General features: G+C 67.3%; 16 protein-coding genes and 1 tRNA gene. 10 read left to right on the plus strand and 7 right to left on the minus strand.

From position 1 onward, the window contains the following. Positions 1-91 precede the first annotated feature (91 nt). The gene (locus tag GCG21_RS07220) at positions 92-1,645 is read left to right on the plus strand and encodes a hypothetical protein (RefSeq protein WP_152818627.1); all 1,554 of its coding nucleotides are present in this window, start codon (positions 92-94) and stop codon (positions 1,643-1,645) included. Between the two features lie 3 nt (positions 1,646-1,648). Here the strand turns inward: GCG21_RS07220 and GCG21_RS07225 are convergent, their stop codons facing one another. Together GCG21_RS07225 and aceE are read right to left on the minus strand one after the other, a co-directional pair. Further along, positions 1,649-2,836 (minus strand): PucR family transcriptional regulator, encoded by a 1,188-nt coding sequence (locus GCG21_RS07225; protein WP_370517372.1) that lies wholly within the window; start codon positions 2,834-2,836, stop codon positions 1,649-1,651. A gap of 103 nt (positions 2,837-2,939) precedes the next feature. Further along, positions 2,940-5,741 (minus strand): pyruvate dehydrogenase (acetyl-transferring), homodimeric type, encoded by a 2,802-nt coding sequence (gene aceE / locus GCG21_RS07230; protein WP_152818687.1) that lies wholly within the window; start codon positions 5,739-5,741, stop codon positions 2,940-2,942. Between the two features lie 192 nt (positions 5,742-5,933). Here aceE and GCG21_RS07235 point away from each other — a divergent pair, with 192 nt between their 5' ends. The 4 genes from GCG21_RS07235 to GCG21_RS07250 all read left to right on the plus strand — a co-directional run bounded on the left by GCG21_RS07235 (position 5,934) and on the right by GCG21_RS07250 (position 7,877). Beyond that, the gene (locus GCG21_RS07235; protein WP_153878056.1) at positions 5,934-6,362 is read left to right on the plus strand and encodes a DUF3052 domain-containing protein; all 429 of its coding nucleotides are present in this window, start codon (positions 5,934-5,936) and stop codon (positions 6,360-6,362) included. Between the two features lie 3 nt (positions 6,363-6,365). Next, positions 6,366-6,929: a redoxin domain-containing protein gene (locus tag GCG21_RS07240; RefSeq protein WP_370517373.1), complete on the plus strand. Its 564-nt coding sequence runs from the start codon at positions 6,366-6,368 to the stop codon at positions 6,927-6,929. A gap of 15 nt (positions 6,930-6,944) precedes the next feature. Next, positions 6,945-7,751, plus strand: a complete 807-nt coding sequence (locus tag GCG21_RS07245; RefSeq protein ID WP_194164983.1) for a glycerophosphodiester phosphodiesterase — start codon at positions 6,945-6,947, stop codon at positions 7,749-7,751. A gap of 52 nt (positions 7,752-7,803) precedes the next feature. Further along, positions 7,804-7,877: transfer RNA gene (locus GCG21_RS07250), tRNA-Val, on the plus strand. Here GCG21_RS07250 and GCG21_RS07255 read toward each other — a convergent pair. Further along, positions 7,837-8,721 carry a zinc ribbon domain-containing protein gene (locus GCG21_RS07255; protein ID WP_152818689.1) on the minus strand — a complete coding sequence of 295 codons (885 nt, stop codon included), beginning with the start codon at positions 8,719-8,721 and terminating at the stop codon, positions 7,837-7,839. The two genes, GCG21_RS07250 and GCG21_RS07255, sit on opposite strands and share 41 nt — an antisense overlap. Next, entirely contained in the window at positions 8,715-9,578 is an 864-nt protein-coding gene (locus GCG21_RS07260; protein ID WP_227993467.1) for a hypothetical protein, read from the minus strand. Before GCG21_RS07260 ends, GCG21_RS07255 begins: the two co-directional genes overlap by 7 nt. A gap of 230 nt (positions 9,579-9,808) precedes the next feature. On the opposite strand from GCG21_RS07260, the gene GCG21_RS07265 reads away from it, so the two are divergent. From GCG21_RS07265 to GCG21_RS07280, 4 genes are all read left to right on the plus strand, one after another. Then, on the plus strand, positions 9,809-10,186 hold the full coding sequence (locus tag GCG21_RS07265) for a sulfate permease (RefSeq protein WP_152818631.1): 378 nt from the start codon (positions 9,809-9,811) through the stop codon (positions 10,184-10,186). Positions 10,187-10,320: 134 nt separating this feature from the next. After that, on the plus strand, positions 10,321-10,836 hold the full coding sequence (locus tag GCG21_RS07270; protein WP_152818633.1) for a TIR domain-containing protein: 516 nt from the start codon (positions 10,321-10,323) through the stop codon (positions 10,834-10,836). A gap of 68 nt (positions 10,837-10,904) precedes the next feature. Beyond that, entirely contained in the window at positions 10,905-11,675 is a 771-nt protein-coding gene (locus GCG21_RS07275; protein WP_370517374.1) for a macro domain-containing protein, read from the plus strand. Next, complete coding sequence (locus GCG21_RS07280; protein ID WP_152818635.1) at positions 11,672-12,142, plus strand: HIT family protein; 471 nt, start codon at positions 11,672-11,674, stop codon at positions 12,140-12,142. The genes GCG21_RS07275 and GCG21_RS07280 overlap by 4 nt, the downstream gene beginning before the upstream one ends. A gap of 101 nt (positions 12,143-12,243) precedes the next feature. Here the strand turns inward: GCG21_RS07280 and GCG21_RS07285 are convergent, their stop codons facing one another. After that, entirely contained in the window at positions 12,244-15,243 is a 3,000-nt protein-coding gene (locus GCG21_RS07285) for a DEAD/DEAH box helicase family protein (RefSeq protein WP_152818637.1), read from the minus strand. Between the two features lie 538 nt (positions 15,244-15,781). Further along, complete coding sequence (locus tag GCG21_RS16690; RefSeq protein ID WP_227993469.1) at positions 15,782-16,183, minus strand: hypothetical protein; 402 nt, start codon at positions 16,181-16,183, stop codon at positions 15,782-15,784. Between the two features lie 595 nt (positions 16,184-16,778). Here GCG21_RS16690 and GCG21_RS16205 point away from each other — a divergent pair. After that, positions 16,779-16,952 carry a hypothetical protein gene (locus GCG21_RS16205; RefSeq protein ID WP_194164984.1) on the plus strand — a complete coding sequence of 58 codons (174 nt, stop codon included), beginning with the start codon at positions 16,779-16,781 and terminating at the stop codon, positions 16,950-16,952. Between the two features lie 301 nt (positions 16,953-17,253). On the opposite strand, the gene GCG21_RS07300 is transcribed toward GCG21_RS16205, so the two are convergent. Continuing rightward, positions 17,254-17,634 (minus strand): hypothetical protein, encoded by a 381-nt coding sequence (locus tag GCG21_RS07300; RefSeq protein ID WP_152818639.1) that lies wholly within the window; start codon positions 17,632-17,634, stop codon positions 17,254-17,256. Positions 17,635-17,809 lie beyond the last annotated feature (175 nt).

Genomic DNA, 17,809 nt, shown 5'->3' on the forward strand with positions numbered 1-17,809 from the left:
TACGGGCAGCCCCGGGAACCTCTCGGGCACGTTCGCCCGGGGCACGGCCCGAGCACGTGCGTGGGGCCCGCCTCGGGGGTAGCGTCCGACGATGATCAGGTCCAGCAGAGCATCCGATGCCGGCGGCCGCGCCGGCCCGAATCGTCGTGCCGGCGCGGTGACCGGCTCCGTGGTCGGTCCCAGGCCTGCACGCGGTCCGGGGAGCCGGCTGCTCGAACTGCAGGGCGCCGCGGGCAACCGCGCCGTCTCCCGGCTCGTCGCCGCCCCGACGCTCATGCGGCGGATCGGGGCGCAGGCGGTGCCGGGCCCCGGAGGCGGTGGGTTCGCACAGGGCGCTCAGGGAGCTCAGGGTGCTCAGGGTGCTCAGGGGGATCAGGGGGATCAGGACGCACAGGGCGCTCAGGGGGATCAGCGCGTTGAGAGCGGCGGTGCCGCGGCGCCCGTCGAACTCGGCGGGAGGGTCCTTCGAACCCGCCACGAGGCGGCGGACGCGCTGGAGGACTGGGGCAGGTTGCTGAACTACCAGGCCGCCGGCGCGGCCCGCCGGGGGATCCCGGTCCCCGCCGAGGTGGAGGAGGCGAGTTGGCGGCTCGACGTGTTCGTCTCCTCGTTGCGGCAGGGTGTGGGCGCGGATGAGCTGCTCACCGGGACGTATGCCGCCGACGCCCGGGACATGTATGCCGAGCTCGTCCGCGCCGGGAACCGGCTGGCGGTGCTCCGTGTGACGGCACGGCCCGAGGCCCGGGCGCTGGCCGCCCGGGCGGCCGAGGCGCGTGCGACCGCCGCCGAACTCGAGCACCTGGTGGCGCGGATGCAGGAGGCCCAGCACGCCTATTTCCGCGCCGGCGACGCGGACAGCCTCGCGCAGGTGACCGCCACCCTGGGCGAGGTCGCCTCCGCCCGGATCACGATCGTGGCGGCGTCGCAGTCGCTGTCGGACATCGACGCCCGGCTGCGCCGCTGGGCGAGCGTCGGAGCGGCCGCCGGCACCGCACTCGACCTCGCCGGCATGCTCGGCGAGCTCTCCCGCACCGTGGCGCTCGCCGGAAACGTCAAGGACGCGATGGGAGTGATCGGGTCGTCGATCTCGCTCATCGCCCCGACGGGAATGACCGAGGCCCGCCAGGCGGCGTCGACGACGAGCGCGTTCACCGATATCGCCACGACGGGGGTGGGATTCGCGGTGGGCACCGGCGGTGCGGCGTTCACGGGCTACTTCATGTACGTCAAGGAGATGACCGCCGCGATCCTCGACACACTCGGCCGGATCGAGGGTTACACCGCCCAGGACAACAGTGACCGGATGGCCGTGGGCTGGTACCAGGACGTCAACTGGGCGGTCGAGCCCGGGGGACGGGAGATGTTCCTGTTCCTCGTGCCCCTCATGCACGCATCGTCCGCGGCCGACGTGGCGCGGCCCGCGGAGACCGTGCGCGACTACTTCCTGGCGCACGAGGAGACGTTCCGTGCAGGAATGAGCGACCACGAGGACGTGCCGGCGAGCGGAATGCTGTGGTGGCGAGATCTCGACGGGGAGGCGTTCGGCGCGTGGGCACTGGCCCATCGCGACGAGATCTGGCGGCTCGTCTATGGAACGCGGCGGGTGCCCGCGGCCGACGCCGCCCGGGCCGCTGCCGGCCGGTAGCGCCTACTCGGCCAGGCGCCCCACCGCGATCGCGATCTGCAGCACGAAGCCCTCCCGCGCGTCGGTCGGATCCCACCCGGTGACCGTCGAGATCCGCCGCAACCGGTACCTCACCGTGTTCGGGTGCACGAACAGCCCCCGCGCCGTCGCCTCGACCGAACGGCCCTCGTTCAAGTACGCCGAGAGCGTCTCGAGCAGGGAGGAGCCCGCCGCCACGAGCGGGGCGTAGACGTCGGAGAGCAGGGTGCGGTGCGCGTCCTCGTCGCCGATGAGCATCCGCTCGGGCAGGAGCTCGTCGGCGAGCACCGGCCGGGGGGCCGTGGGCCAGGCCCGCACCGCCCGCAGCCCGCGCAGTGCGGAGCGGGCGGATCGGGAGGCGTCGGCCAGCTCGCGCACCTGTGGGCCGATGACCACCGGCCCGGCGCCGAAGTGCGGCACGAGGGTCTGGGCCTGCGCGCGCAGGTTCCCCTCCCCGCCCAGCACGACGACGAGCCGATCTCCCTGGATCCCCACGAGCGCATCGGAGGCGCTACGGCGGGCGGAGCGCCGGAACTCGGCCGCGCGGACGTCGTCCATGGGTCCGTCGACGCTGCCGACGATGACGACCGTGTTGCCCCGGCCCGCCCAGCCGAGCGCCGAGACCCGGGAGCGGAGGGAGTCGTCGGCGTCGCCGCGTAGGAGCGAGTCGACCACGAGCGCCTCGAGCCGGGCGTCCCACGCCCCGCGCGATTCGGCGGCGCGGGCGTACACCTCGGCCGCGGAGAATGCCACCTCGCGGGAGTAGAGCAGCACGGCCTCCCGGAGGGACTGCTCCATCTGCCCGGTCGCGAGCGAGGCCGTGTGCGCCTCGACGACCTCGACGATGATGCGCACGAGCTGGAGGGTGTGTTGGAGCGAGATGGAGCGGGTGAGCTCCGGGGGAGCGGCGCGGAAGATCTCGGCGGCGTTGTAGGCGCCCTGGCCGTTGTTCTCGTACCAGGAGATGAAGCTCTTGATGCCGGCCTGGGCGACGAGACCGATCCAGGAACGGTCCTCGGCGGGGAGGCCCCGGTACCAGGGCAGGTCCTCGTCGAGGCGCCGCAGCGCGGCCCCGGTGAGCAGGTCCGTGCCCTGCCGGAGCCGGTGCACGAGCTCGAGCGAGGGCGGGGTGCGCAGGGGGCCGGTCGTGCCTGGGGCGGGGGGCGGGCTCACCCGTTCAGGATAGGGCCCCGCGCGACGGGAATTTGTGGAGAATGCACAACGGCGGGTCACCTGGGTGACCCGCCGTCGTGAGGGGACTCGTCCCCGGATGACTCTAGGAGTCGCCGCCCGCGGAACCGGTGGTTCCGGCGTTCACGTCGAGCAGCCGGTACTTCTCGACCGCCTGGGCCGGGATGCCGGCGTCGATCTCGCCGCGAGCCGCGAGCGCCTGGAGCGTCTTGGTCACGAGCGAGTGGGTGTCGATGAGGAAGTGACGACGCACGGCGGGGCGGGTGTCGGAGAACCCGAAGCCGTCGGCCCCGAGCACCCAGTAGTCGCCCGGGACCCACTGGCGCACCTGGTCGGGAACCATGTGGTCGTAGTCGGTCGTCGCCACGAACGGACCCTGAGCCCCGGAGAGCTTCGTGGTGATGTAGGCCTCGCGGCGCTCGCCACCGGGGTTGACGAAGGCCTCCCGGTCGGCGTCGAGCCCGTCGCGGCGCAGTTCGGTCCAGCTCGTGACCGACCAGACGTCGGCGCTCACGCCCCAGTCGTCGGCGAGGAGCTGCTGGGCCTCGAGGGCCCACGGCACCGACACGCCGGAGCCGAGCAGTTGGGCCTTGGGCCCGTCCGCCTGGCCGGTGCTCAACTTGTGGATCCCGCGCAGGATCCCGTCGACGTCCACGTCCTCCGGCTCGGCGGGCTGGACCATCGGCTCGTTGTAGACCGTCAGGTAGTAGATGACGTTCGGGTCGCGGGCCTCGCCCTCGCCGTACATCCGCTGCAGCCCGTCCTTGACGATGTGGCGGATCTCGTAGCCGTAGGCCGGGTCGTAGGAGATCACCGCACGGTTCGTCGCCGCGAGCACGGGGGAGTGCCCGTCGGCGTGCTGGAGGCCCTCACCCGTGAGCGTGGTGCGCCCGGCCGTGGCCGCGATGAGGAACCCGCGGGTGAGCTGGTCGCCGGCGGCCCAGAACTGGTCGCCGGTGCGCTGGAACCCGAACATCGAGTAGTAGAAGTAGAACGGCACGAGCGGCTCGCCGTGCGTGGCGTAGGAGGTGCCCACGGCCTGGAACGCCGAGGCCGAGCCGGCCTCGTTGATCCCCGTGTGCAGGAATCCGCCCGCCTCCGACTCCTTGTAGCTCAGCAGCAGGTCACGGTCCACCGCGAGGTAGTGCTGGCCGGTCGTGTTGAAGATCTTCAGGCTCGGGAAGATCGAGTCGAGGCCGAAGGTGCGGGCCTCGTCCGGCACGATCGGCACGATCCGCTTGCCGAAGTCCTTGTCGCGCAGCAGGTCCTTGAACAGCTGCACGAGGGCCTGGGTGGTGGCCACCTCCTGGTGTCCCGACCCCTTCGCGAGGCGGTCGTAGGCCTTGTCCGCGGGGAGGTTCACCTGGGTGTACTTGCTCCGGCGCTCCGGCAGGAATCCTCCCAGGGCGCGGCGGCGCTCGAGCATGTACTGGATCTCGGGTGCGTCCTCGCCCGGGTGGTAGTACGGGGGCAGGTACTCGTCGGCGTCGATCTGCTCGTCGGTGATCGGGATCCGCAGCGAGTCCCGCAGCAGCTTCGTGTCGGCGTTGTGGAGCTTCTTCATCTGGTGCGTCGCGTTGCGCGCCGCGAAGGAGGGCCCCAGGCCGTAGCCCTTGATCGTGTGCGCGAGGATGACCGTCGGCTGGCCCTTGTGGTTGACCGCCGCGTTGTAGGCGGCGTAGAGCTTGCGATAGTCGTGCCCGCCACGCTTGAGCGCCCAGATCTCGTCGTCACTCATGTTCTCGACGAGCGCCTTCGTGCGCGGGTCGCGCCCGAAGAAGTGCTCGCGGATGAACGCGCCGTCCTCGGCCCGGTAGGTCTGGTAGTCGCCGTCGCGGGTGTTGGTCATCAGGTTGACGAGCGCGCGGTCCTTGTCGCCCTCGAGCAGCGGATCCCATTCCCGGCCCCACACGACCTTGATGACGTTCCAGCCGGCGCCGCGGAAGAAGCCCTCGAGCTCCTGGATGATCTGCCCGTTGCCGCGCACCGGGCCGTCGAGGCGCTGCAGGTTGCAGTTGACCACGAACGTGAGGTTGTCGAGCTCCTGCTGGGCCGCGAGCTGGAGCATGCCGCGCGACTCCGGCTCGTCCATCTCGCCGTCGCCGAGGAATGCCCACACGCGCTGCTGGCTCGTGTCCTTGACGCCGCGGCCGTGCATGAACCGGTTGACCCACGCCTGGTAGATCGCCGAGGACGGGCCGAGGCCCATCGAGACCGTGGGGAACTCCCAGAAGTCCGGCATGTTGTGCGGGTGCGGATAGGAGGGCAGCCCCCGCCCGCCGGCGGGGCGGGAGAGCTCCTGGCGGAAGCCGTCCAGGTCCGTCTCGGACAGGCGCCCCTCGAGGAAGGCCCGGGCGTACATGCCGGGGGAGGCGTGCCCCTGGAAGTAGACCTGGTCGCCGCCGCCGGGGTGATCCTTGCCGCGGAAGAAGTGGTTGAGGCCCACCTCGTAGAGGGTGGCCACGGAGGCGTAGGAGGAGATGTGTCCCCCCACGGAGATGCCGGGGCGCTGGGCCCGGGTCACCATGACCGCCGAGTTCCAGCGCAGATAGGCGCGGTAGCGCCGCTCCACGGCCTCGTCGCCCGGGAAGTAGGGCTCGTCGTGCACGCTGATCGTGTTCACGAACGGACTGGTCACGGGCTGCTGCACCGTGACGTTGCGCTCCCGTGCCCGTTGGAGCAGGTTGAGCAGGACGTACCGAGCACGGGGACCGCCGCGCGAGTCGATGAGCCCGTCGAGGGACTCGATCCACTCGGCGGTCTCGTCCGCGTCGATGTCGGGCACCTGACTGATCAGGCCGTTGATCAGTGGCTTCGCTTGAGACGTCACGTCACGTTCTCCTCTCGGGCGTCGAGCGCCGGTGCTCTGTTGACCGTCCGGGCCCATACCGCTGCTTGGTCTCGTGTTGACCATTGTGGTCCGTGGCGCAGGAGAAAAGAACCGGAATGAGACGTGGACCCCTGTGATGTCGCTGACAGGATCTCAAAGTAGGATCATGGATGACCCGAGCCGGGCACCGCAGACGGTCCCGGCGACACACCCCAGGCACCCCAGCGGTGCGCCAGACGAAGGAGAATTGTGGCAGTTCAGTCCGAGACCGACCCGGCGATCGTCATCGCCCGACTCGGTTTCAAGGAGGGCTTCGTTGTGCAGGAGTTCGGCTACGACGACGACGTCGACCTCGGCCTGCGCGAGGAGGTCGAGCGATTGACCGGATCGGAACTGGCAGGCGAGGACGTCGACGACGTGACGGATGCCGCGCTGCTGTGGTGGCGCAGCGACGACGGCGACGCCCACGACCTGACCGACCTCGTGACGGATGCGACCGTCACCCTCGAGGACGGCGGCCTGCTGTGGGTGCTCACGCCCAAGACCGGCAGCGCCGGCCATGTGCCCCCCGGCGACCTCGAGGAGGCCGCGGCCACCGCCGGCATGAACACGACCACCATCGTGCCCGCGGGCGACTGGATCGCTCACCGGTTCACGGCCCGCGGTCGGGGCCGCTGAGGCGTGGCCGCAGGTCCCTGCACGTCGACCGGGCCGATCACCCGGCCGATCACCGGGCCCATCCACGGGCATCTCGTGGGCGAGCCCGCGCCCGCCTTCGCCGGTGTCGACACCCACGGCGCCGCGCTCACCTCGGCGTCGCTGCGCGCGGGGACGACGCTGCTCGCCTTCTTCCCGTTGGCCTTCACCGGCGTCTGCGGCGACGAACTCGGTGAGCTCTCCGCCGCCGCCGAGCCCGGCGGCGCCCTCGCGGGGTTCGCCGAGTGCGCGGGGCCCGCCGGGCTGCGGGTGCTCGCGGTCAGCTGCGATCCGATGGCGAGCCAGCGGGCGTGGCGCGAGCAGCGCGGGTTCGGGTTCGAGCTCGTGTCGGACTTCTGGCCGCACGGGCGGATCGCGCACGCCTTCGGGGTCTTCGACGAGACCTCGGGGCGGGCCGAGCGGGCGAGCTTCCTCATCGACTCCGCGGGCACTGTGCGCTGGTCGCTCGTGCATCCCGCGGGCCTGCCGCGGCCGGTGAGCGCCTACGCGGACGCGCTGGCCGGGCTCGCTCGACCGGGGCGGGACTGAGGGATGGGCGCCTTCATGGATCGGTGGTCGCACCGGCCCGGGGACCTGCTGCCCGCCTCACCCGTGGCCATCGCCCACCGGGGCGGTGCGGCGATGGCGGTGAACGCCGGCAGGGAGAACTCCCTCGCCTCCTTCGAGGCCGCCATCGAGCTGGGAGTGACCTACCTCGAACTCGACGTGCGCTCGAGCAGCGACGGCGAGGCGTTCGTGTTCCACGACGACGACCTCGGCCGGGTGACGGGCCGAAGCGGCCCCCTCGAGGCGCTGACCGCCGCACAGGTCGATGCGATCCGCCTCGACGGCGGCGACGGGATCCCGCGGCTGGCGGACGTGCTGGGCGCGTTCCCCGGCGCGTGGGTCAACGTCGACTTCAAGTCCGATGCGGTCGTCGGCCCGGCGATCGCGGCGATCGACGATTCGGACGCCTGGGAGCGGGTGATCGTCGCGGCGTTCTCGCACGAGCGGCTCGTGCGCGTGCGCGAAGCCCGGCCGCAGGCGCTCACGTCGACCTCCCCGAGGGAGATCGGCGCGCTCAGGTTCGGTGGGCGCCTCGGACGCGACTACGTGGGCCGGGGCGGCGCCGTCTGTACGCAGGTTCCCGTGCGACACCGCGGGGCCACGATCGTGACCGGCTCCTTCGTGCGGTCGGCGCACCTGCTCGGACTGCCGGTCCACGTGTGGACGATCGACGAGCCCGCCGAGATGCGCCGACTGCTCGACGCCGGGGTCGACGGGATCGTCACCGACCGCCCCGACACCCTCGTGGACGTGCTGCGCAGCCGCGGCCAGTGGCACGGGGCGGACGGGGCCGGCCCGGAATGAGCATGGAATTAGCCTCGTGCCCGGTGACGTTGCTAGGCTTCCTCGGGTGCCGGGGCCTGTAGCTCAGTTGGTTAGAGCGCCACGTTTACACCGTGGATGTCGGGGGTTCGAGTCCCTCCGGGCCCACCCGATGTTGGAAGCTCAAACTTCCGACAAGAGCAGTCTTAGTATCCGCGCCCGACCGTAGGAGCTCGTCGTAGGCGAGCGCGTCGGCTTGGAGCGCGGGGTCGAACAGCGCGTCGAAGGGTTCGCCGTGCTCGGCCTCTACGATGTCGGAGCCGTCGAGTTCGTAGACGTTGATGCGGTCGAAGAACGCCTGGTTGCAGATGCGCCGCAGCGAGTCGTCAAGGCTCATGTAGATCGCGTGGGCGTTGCCGGCGAGCGCCAGGCAGTCCTCCAAGTGGGTCTTCGCCTGGTCGTACTCGACCTGACCTGCGTCGATGCGGGAGTCGAGGAACGCGAGTCGGCGCGCGATGCGATCTTGTTCCTCCTTGAGCAAGTCCAGGGGCACCGCCCCAGCATGGTGGGCGTGCAAGAGGCTACGGCGCTCGTCGCGGAGTTTGTCGCGCTCGGCCGCAAGGGCGCTGCGCTCCTTCTTCGCCGCCTCGCGAAGTTCATCGAACTGCCGGGTGAGCATGTGGCGCAGTGCCACGACGATGTGCTCGGGAATCTGCACCTGCCGGTAGTAGTCCTCCACCTTTTGCTCGATGTCGCCCACCGGCATCGCCTGCCGGATGCAGGATGTGCGCTTGGAGTGACGGCCGGCGCAGATGAAGTACGGGTAGACGACGCCCTGCCCGTTCTTGGCGTGGGTGACCATGAGGCGAGAGGCGCAGTCGCCGCAGTAGATCGAGCCTTTCAGATAGTGCTCGTGCGTCTGGGTCTTCTCCCCGGAGACTTGATGGGCGGTATGTTGACCGGCCCACGCGAAGAGCCCGGCGCGACCGGGCGCGCGGGGATCGGTCAACATAACCACCAGATCGGCATAACGGTGCCAAGTGCCAGTAAAGGTCGAGCTGGCTCGTCTCCCAGACCCCACGGGTCGGGTTCCAGGTTGCGAACGGCTGCTGCTCGGGCGGTTGCGGGGTTGCGTCGTTCATCGTCGTCTCCTTCCGAGCCGGGGCGGATCATGCCCTGCAGATCGGCCATCGCCGCCACGATCCACCTGGAGGCGTTGTTGCGGATCGAGGTGTTCTCGGTCCACCCCGTGACCAGATCGGTCATCGTCAACGTCCGCGCGAACTCGCCCTGGAACGTCGGCCCGCAGTGCGCGACGGTGTCGGCCTCGATCACCCCCGGCCGCGTGGGCGGCTCGTCGCCGACCTTGCTCAGCCCGATCGAGTTGCGCAGCAACGGGGAGGGCGTCGTCGTCGACACACCCCGCAGCTGCATCGACGCGCGGGCCGGGGCCAGGTACCGGTCGATGGTCGCCGCGCTCATCGACTCCAGCTGCGCGATCGCCTCCGCGGTGGCGAAGGGCTTGTCCAGGTCCCCGGCCTCGGCCAGCAGCGGCAGCCACAGCTCCCGCATCACCACCAGGTACTTCCCGCACGGACAGCCCATCAGCGCCCACACATGCTCCAGTAGCGCTCGGGAGTCGTCGCCGTACCGCTTCGCTCGCAGCTTGCGCCGATCGACCTGCTCGGCCGGATCCGGCAACGCCGGGCCGGTGAGCATCCGCTGCGCCGTCGAGCGGGCCATCCCCGTCGTGGACATCACCTCATCCAGGATCCTGGCCTTGTCCCGCTTCGACGCTCGCGCGTACGCGGTCCGCAGCTTGTTCGTCACCTGTCGCCTCGCGGCCATCGGAATCTTGCCCTCCGCCATCAGGCAAGCCTGCCCCTGCGGGGGCTACGCGCTCAAAGAACCTGAGGCACCAGCCCATCCCTCGCGCTCAAAGAAGCTGAGGCACGTCGACCTCTTACGGATGTCCCCGCTAAGTCGTACTCTAAAGCGAGGCAGATTCCTCCTTGATCTGGCGCCCCGTTCGGGCAGGCCCCCGGGCCACTCTCTACGCACTGTCTCGTCACTTGACCGTGCAATGAGAGGACAGTGCAATGATCCGCCTGCTCTGGACCGCCAGCGTCCGCACCCGCTACTTCCTGCGGCGCTACATGCCCACCAACATCCTGCTCGACCTGATCCGCACCCGCCGAGGCCTCAAGTGGGGCATCCCCGCGATGCTCCTGGCCGTCCCGTATCTGCTCGCCGCGAGCATCTGCACCAACTTCATCGGCGGCGGCGGCCCAGGCTGGCTCAACCCCCTCGTGCTCCTGTTCATCTGGAACGCGATGAAGTTCCTCATCATGGGACCGCTCAGCCTCGTCCTCCTGGCTCGCGTCCGCGTGCTGGAGACCGCAGCTCGCCGCCGTGCCCACCGATCGCACCCAACGGCGCGCCGTCAGCAGACCGTCACCGCGGATGTGCCGTCTTGATTCTCGCCTCTCCGGGGCTGGCCCTCGGGATCGACCAGTTCTGCCCCAACGTCGGCGGTCGCCGATAGTCTGACCCCCGGGCGCGGAGTTCCCCGATCGCCCGCCCCACATCATGGTGATCGAGGAGCTAAACGATGAGTTATCGCAACAAGACCTATGTCGCATTCGCGAGCGAAGACATCCACTACTACCGGCTCATGACTGCCTGGCGGGCGAACGACAACATCGAGTTCGGCTTCATCAACGCACACGACATCTACACAGCTCGCGACAGCAGCACGCCTGAAACGATCAAGAGGCGACTGCGCGAGCGCCTGAACAACACCAAGCAGGTTGTTCTTCTCGGTAGCCCAGCCGCCCGTCGTAAGGGCGGCAACGGCACCTCATTCCTCGCCTACGAGGTCGGGGCCATCATCTCCCTTAACCTTCCCGTCGTCGTGGCGAATCTGGACGGCTCTCGCCAGGGCGTCAGCAGAAATATCCCTGCGCCGTTCGCGAACAACGACTATTACACGATATCGGTCTCCTTCGGACCCAGCATCATCAAGTACGCGTTGGACGACTATGCGGCGGGGTTCTCCAGCTCGAAGAAAGTGGGCTCTTACCAGTACAAGGAGTCCGTGTACGAGAGTCTCGGCCTCAACAAGTGACGCGGTATAAGCGATCGCTGCGACGCTACGCCGGAGGGTTCGCTCGCCGCTTCCTAGAGGCGCTGGGCGTGCAGGCAGTAGTTGCTGGTGCGGTCGCGCTCTTCGCGCCGGACCTGCTAAACGGTCGATGGTGGCTGGTAGCCATTGCCGCCATTCTCGCCGTCGGATGGGCCTTCCTCGCCTTTCGACAGAAGGAACCGGAGCAGTGGTTTCCCTCTGAGTCGGTCACCATCCGTCTTGTCGCGGGCGACTTGTTCGAGCAGAACACATCGGCGATGGTCGGCATGACTACGACGTTCGACACCGAGCCCGGCATCATTGAGAACAAGAGCGTTCAGGGCAGCCTCCTGCGGGTCGTTTACGACGGATCACAGACCCGACTCGACATAGCGTTGACGACGGCATTGAGCGGGATCGGAACTGTCGGGGTAATCACGAAGCCTGGCAAGCAGGACATCTATCCGCTCGGCACCGTTGCCGTCCTTCCCGGCCAGGGGACGGTCCGTTACTACTGCGTCGCCTACACGTCGATGGACGAGCACAATCGGGCGAAGGGCACGATCCGCGGCATCCTCGACAGCCTTGACAGCGTGTGGGACGCGGCCGATCGTCACGGCAACGGGGAGCCGATCTGCGTTCCGCTTCTGGGGCAGGGCCAGTCCCGAATCCCCGAGCTCACGGCCGAAGCTGCCGTCAGGTTGATCGCGTTCTCGTTCCTGCTCCGGACGCGGCGCGGTCGGTTCTCGAAGGAGTTGCGTATCGTGGTTCATCCAAACGAGATTGGCAAGGTCGATTACGCCGAGTTCCAAGCCTTCCTGCGTTCCTTGGTTGCGGGATGAGCGACACCGATAGCAGTCTGGACATCCCAACGCAGGAGCCTTGCGCGTTCTGTGACTATCTGAGCGGGGCGCGACCTTTCACGATCCTGTGCCGCAGCGACTTGGTCGCAGTGCTCGTGACGAGAGAGCAACGTGGCATCGGGCATCTACTCGTCCTCCCAGTGCGGCACTACCCGACACTGCTGGAGTCCGAATCCGCTGAGCGGCACGCAATGATCGACACGCTGGCCTGGGCCGCGTCTGCCATTGACGCCGCGTTCGAGCGCCCAGGAATCGCGGTCTGGCAGAACAACGGCACGGCAGCGCACCAAGCCATTCCGCACCTCCACTTTCACGTTGCTGGAACGTTGCCCGGAGGTGGGACAAACTTTGACGACGTTCCCGAACTCACTGTGGAACAAACCGATCGAATAGCGGCGAAGATCATGGCGACAGCCCCTGAGAACGACTCCTGCAATCCGAGCTGAGCGGCCATGTATCGGTCTTGGGCTGCGGCTGAGCCCGGTCTACGGGCAACAGGTTCAGCCGTTGGGTGCCATGTGGCGCGCGGCGAATGACGAAGGAGCCTTCATGGACTTCCGATGACGCGGAGTTTCATTCCGTGCGTCTCGACGAGGAAACGCTCGGTCCCGCCAAGCAGCGCGCGCATGTCCTCGCTCACAAGCGACTTGGACATCCCTGGCTGAACGATTGCAACGGCAACGTTGAGCGTGCGGTACCGCGCCTCGCGGACGAGGGCAGCCAGTGTTGAGATATCTCCAGCGATGAGGCCGCTCTTCCCAGAGCTCTGGCGCTGCTGCTCTCGGCGGAAGAGCCGCTTGGTGAGCAGCTCTGGGATCGACTTTGCGCGATTCATCTTCATCGACTGCCCGCAGACGTCATACAGGTCGTCGATCCGCGCGCCTGGCCTGTCGCCGGACGAGTATTTGCAGTGCACCATCAAGACGTCGAGGGCATCCTCGGTCCTCTTCAGGAGAACAATGTCGGCCAGTTCGCCGGCACCGTCGTCGTCGATGACAAGCTCCCACTCGTCCTCGGCTGAGAGGGCTTGGATCGCACGGTGCTGGATCGTAGTCGGATCGCGATCAGCGCCTTGCGATTCACGCTTGATGTCGACGCCGGACCAGTCGATCGTCTCGATGGCATCGACTGGGAAGAGCCGTCGCTCGCGATCTGGCCGCAGCATGAATCCTTGTTCAACGAGGACCACCTCGCCCTCGAACGTAATGAGCAGTCCGTTAGCGGTGAGGAAGGCTGCGAGGCTTCCTGCGCCCGCTGGCGTGATGATCTGCCCGTCTTCGGTAACGGGGCGGATAGTGGGCGGGTCGTCTTCATGAAAGTCGAACTCGAACTCGAGCTCCCACGCTGGCGTCTTGAGCTTGAACCGGAGCGGTTGGTCCGCCGTGTGATTGCTGAGGGAAAGCTCGGTGTCGAGCAGCGAGAACGACTGGTTTCCGTAGCTGACCTTGCGTCGCTCGCTGAATGTTGCGACGAGTTGATACGGCCACTCGATGGACAGGGGGACGTATGGCGGTCGCTCCCGGGCAGGCTCAGGAAGCAGGAAACCTGACATGACGGACTCCAGGGAGATCGATGTGTCCGTGATGGTCGGTCCGACCTGGGTTGCCCAGCGCACCCAGTCGTGGATGTCGCGAGCTTGTTCGTGGCTCCATACGCGCCCCTTGCGGGATGCCCCGAAGCTCACGGCTCGGCTGTCAGCAAAGCCGTGGGCGAAGATGTTGGTCTTCATTTTCGTGCCGCCTTCTCCGCGCCACGCGTGGAGTACGTCTTGGCCGACGTGCATGGAAAAGCGCCGGTTTCGGCTCACTGAGTCGAGGAGGCCGACGTTGGTGGGCACTCGGCGTTTGACCTTGGAGAGGATTCGGTACACCGTTTCGCCCTTGACCAAGGTGACGTCATCGCCGCCGATGGCTTTGGCGATGTCTTCGTGCATCGAGTCGTTGTTCGTGCTGTTGACGTACAGGAACCCTGCGGCATCGTCGACATGTACGACGTGGAGGTGGTGGACGAGTTCGTTGAAGCTGGAGAAGTCGCCCCATCTGACGGGTGTCGCCTCTCGCGAGACCCACCACGCGACCTTGTCTTTGTTGTTGATGCCGATGCGGGTCGTCAGCAATCGGTCCTCGAACAGGTCGTAGATGCTCTCGGGGTTCCATGTCAGCGGCTTGGTGGACTGGTAGGTGACGGTGCTCATCTTCGGATGGATGCTGCGCATAGCGACTTCGCTGGGGACCGATCCAAACGCAAGCTCGAAGTCGGTTCGGTCCTTCTCCTGTCCGACGCCGTGCTCGGTCAGGTCGCGGATGACTTCATTCCAATCGGCGTCCTCGCCGTAGAGCTTGCGGAGCCGCTCGTCGACGCCAGCAACTTGAAGCGGTACGAATGCTGAGGCTTCTCCAAGTGACTCGTTGCCCACGCGGGTGAAGCGTCCGACGAACTGCAGGGTGACGGCAAGGCTCTTCTGGGGGTCATGGATCGCGGCGATCTTCAGCGCCGGGAGGTCGAAGCCTTCTCCGAGCATGTTGACGCACACGACGATTCGGCTCTCGCGGTTGAAGAGCTTGTCGCGGTGCTTGCTGCGGGTTGACTCGGCCATTCCTGTGTCGATGCGGATTGGAGCGAATTCTGAGCCGAGCTCCTCGTAGAGCTTGATGATCTCCTTGGCTCGTTCCACGGAGCGGACACGCGCCATCAGGAGGTGATCCAGCCCCGCTTCGACGTCGGCTCGAAGTTGCTCGACGGCAGCGATCGCTACGGCGCGGTCTGGCTCGGCGAGGTCGATCACTGAGCGGTAGTTGATTCTGGCGAAGTAGCCGTGTGCCTGGGCGAGGTGGAGCGGGTAGGCGTAGGCGATGCGGCCGCCGAGGTGACGCCCGTCCTCGCGATAGGGAGTCGCCGTGAATTGGACAACCTCCCGCCCATCGAACAACTCGACGACCTGCCTCCATGTGCGGGCGCCCAGGTGGTGCGCTTCGTCGACTAACAGACGCTGACACGACCGAGCCAGGTACGAACGCGCCTCCTCCGAACACGCATTCAAGACTTGTGCAGTCGCCACGACCACGTTGGATCGCGCGAGAACATGTTGAACCTGGTCGATAGTTTGGAGTCCGCTCTTGAGCACGAGAACGGCCGGGCACAAGAAGTCCCCGACGACGGCATGGACACGAGGCAGTACCCCGAGGGTCACGAACTTCTCCGCGATCTGAGTGCGCAGCGCGTCCGACGGTACGACCACCAAAGTCTGGGCCGGTGAGTGGCAGTACGCCGCAAGCATCGTCTCGGTCTTGCCGGTCCCTGTCGGCATCACCACCGTGATCGGTTCATGCTCTTCGGTGGAGCGATAGGCCAAGATCGCGTGCAGGGCACCGAGTTGCGGCCGGCGGAGCCCGTCTTCTGTTTCGATCTCTGCCGCGAACCGAAACCGCCCTTTGAGGGCGGTTTCCACGACTTCGCCGTCCTGCGGCTCTTCGGCGTGCGCTCCCGGACCTTCGCTGAGCCACCACAACTCGTTGCCGTCGATGTCACAACGCTCGATCGTCGTCACGCGGCACCCTTCGTCCCTGGTCTACGAAGTACCTCGGCCCGTTCTGACCTCGACTTCCCTTGATGTCAGTATGGCCCGAGAACGGCCGCCTGGTCCGATTCCGCTCAGCGTGGGTGTTTCCGCGGGCGACGACCTCGCGGTCGAATCGGCCCGCCTTCCGCGAGCACAGCCGCACGCACCGTGTCGACATCGATCGACACGCGCTCGGCCACCTGAGCCAGTGTCATTCCTGCCGCGTAGAGCGACGCGGCTTGAGCACGCTTCCCGGCAGGCAGACCCGCCTCGCGGATCGGAACTCCAGCTCGCCGCCCGAGTTCGGGAACGGTCGCGCGGTGCACTCGGAACTTGGACGCGATCGCCGCGACTGGCATCCCCGCCACGTAGTCAGCGATCAGCTCGGCACGCTTGGCAGGGCTCAATCGGGTTTGAGACTTCACCGATTTCTTGACCACCGAACCGCGCGCATCGTGCCTCTCGGACGGTCGCGGCCGTGGTCGTCGCCCCTCAAGCCCGCGAAGAACACGGGAAATCAAGGTTTTCAGCGCAGGACGTGTGTTTGAGAATCGTCCGGGAAGGCCCACCAGAGGCGTCGTACGGGAACACGCGACATCGGAAGGTGGGGTGTGTTCCCGTTTGGCTCACTTGCCTCCGGTTGTCTCGCGAACGAGGTGTCGGCGAGCCCGGCGCGGACGCGGTCTTGGTGCCGCTTGAGCGTTGGTAGGTCGACGGCATCGGCGACGTGCGCGGCCAGCAGCTTGTCGCGCTCTGCTTCGAGGCGCGCCCGATTCGCGGTGAGGTCGGCGAACTCCTGATCGCGGCCCGCGCCGCGCTCGTCAAACGCGGCGTCGACCTCGGCGGCGAGGCGCCGGAAGTCGGCTTCGCTGATCGTGATGCTGGCGTAGGAGTCCTCAACCAGCCGTTCTGCGACCTGCACGGGCACCGCGCGTCCGAGTACAGGTGGTCTTCTTCAATGCCCTGCCGAAGCAGACGAAGTAGGCGTAGGTCGTGCCGCGCGGGTCGGTGGCGAAGTCGAGCAGCATCCGCGACCCGCAGCTACCGCAGAGCAAACAGTCCCCTCAGGGCGATGCGCGTGCTGGACGTGCCAGGTTGCGTAGGCGTTGCGCGCCTTGAACAGCGATTGGACCTGATCGAACAGAGCCGGCTTCTCGATGGGTTCGTGCGCGCCGGGATGGAGGACGCCCTTGTAGCGGATGACCTCGGCGCAGTGACCCGCCTAGCCGGGCGGGCCCCGGTGCTCGCCGGTGCCCACTTCTCGTTGACCGCGCGGATGAACCCGGCCATCACCGCCACGATCACGAGCATCGAGGAGCAGGCCTGGACCCCGATCCGGTACCCGAACGCGATCTGGGACGAAGACGAGGCCCGGCTCGTCTCCGATGCCCAGGTCGCCGAGATCCCCTTCACCGCGTTCACCAACTCGCCCCTGAGCATGCTCAGGGGCCGAGAATGCCCACCGCGTCCACGCCATCATCGAGGGCGTCCACGCCGACCTACGCGCCTCGGCCCTGGCCCACGTGCCCTCGGGCAAGTTCACCGCGAACGCGGCCTGGCTTGTGCCGGCCGCTCTCGCGTTCAACCTCACCCCCGCCGCCGGGGCCCTGGCCTCCTGCTTCCACGCCCGCGCCACCACCGCGACCATCCGAGACCATCTCATCCGCGTCCCCGCCCGGCTCGCCCGCTCGGCATGACGGCTGATCATGCACCTACCCCGACATGGGCCCACCGGGACGCCTAGGAAGCGCTCTATGCCGCTGCTTGTGGCCACCCCCAGCCGCGGCGACCCGACCACCAGCCCCCACGGGCGCGACCGGAACACAAGTGGAAAAGCCGGGCAGACCGGCGGCCCTGCCACGCCCACACGACCCGACCCGCCAGAACCCGGACCTCACACCGTCACCAAAACCCGGACGGTGGATTCAGGCTCATCCACTCCGGCCAACTCACCGACCGGATCAACGCACTCTGAAACCGAAAGAGCCGGATTGTGGACTACGTTGCATCGCGCCAATCTTTATAGGCATCTTTCATCTTGCCCAAGCCGAGCGACTGCACCATCTGTACCCGTGCCGGGCGTGGGTACTCACCCTGAGCTTTCTGCCAAGCCGCTGCCGGTACGCGTGTCAGGAACCCATTCAGTTGCGCAAGCATCGCATCAATATTTTCGATCTTCTGCCTTCCCTTGCAGAACACGTAGAGGCGGCTGTCTTGCATCACCATCTCGTGTTGAAACCGCCCGCCCACGAGCCACTGAACCATATCCGGCGTCATGATGTCGAGAGCAGCGGGGTGATGTTCGCTGTGCACGGCATAGAGTGAGTTGAGCTCTGCCGACGGCATCTCGACAGGTTTGGTGAGACGGGCCTGCGGCAACTCGATTTTGCGACGGCGACGAATAATCAGGTTCGGAAACGGTATTGGGGCTCTTCACAGTTGAGGGTGTAGAGGTCGTGGGCGCGTCGCTCGTCGGATAGGGGTCGAGGTCCTCCGATGATGGGGGTTCTGACACTGCCCACCGGGAAGACCTCGACGTGCCTGACGCTACCTT

The sequence above is a fragment of the Pseudactinotalea sp. HY160 genome (assembly GCF_009372055.1).
Taxonomy (GTDB): Bacteria; Actinomycetota; Actinomycetes; order Actinomycetales; family Beutenbergiaceae; genus HY158.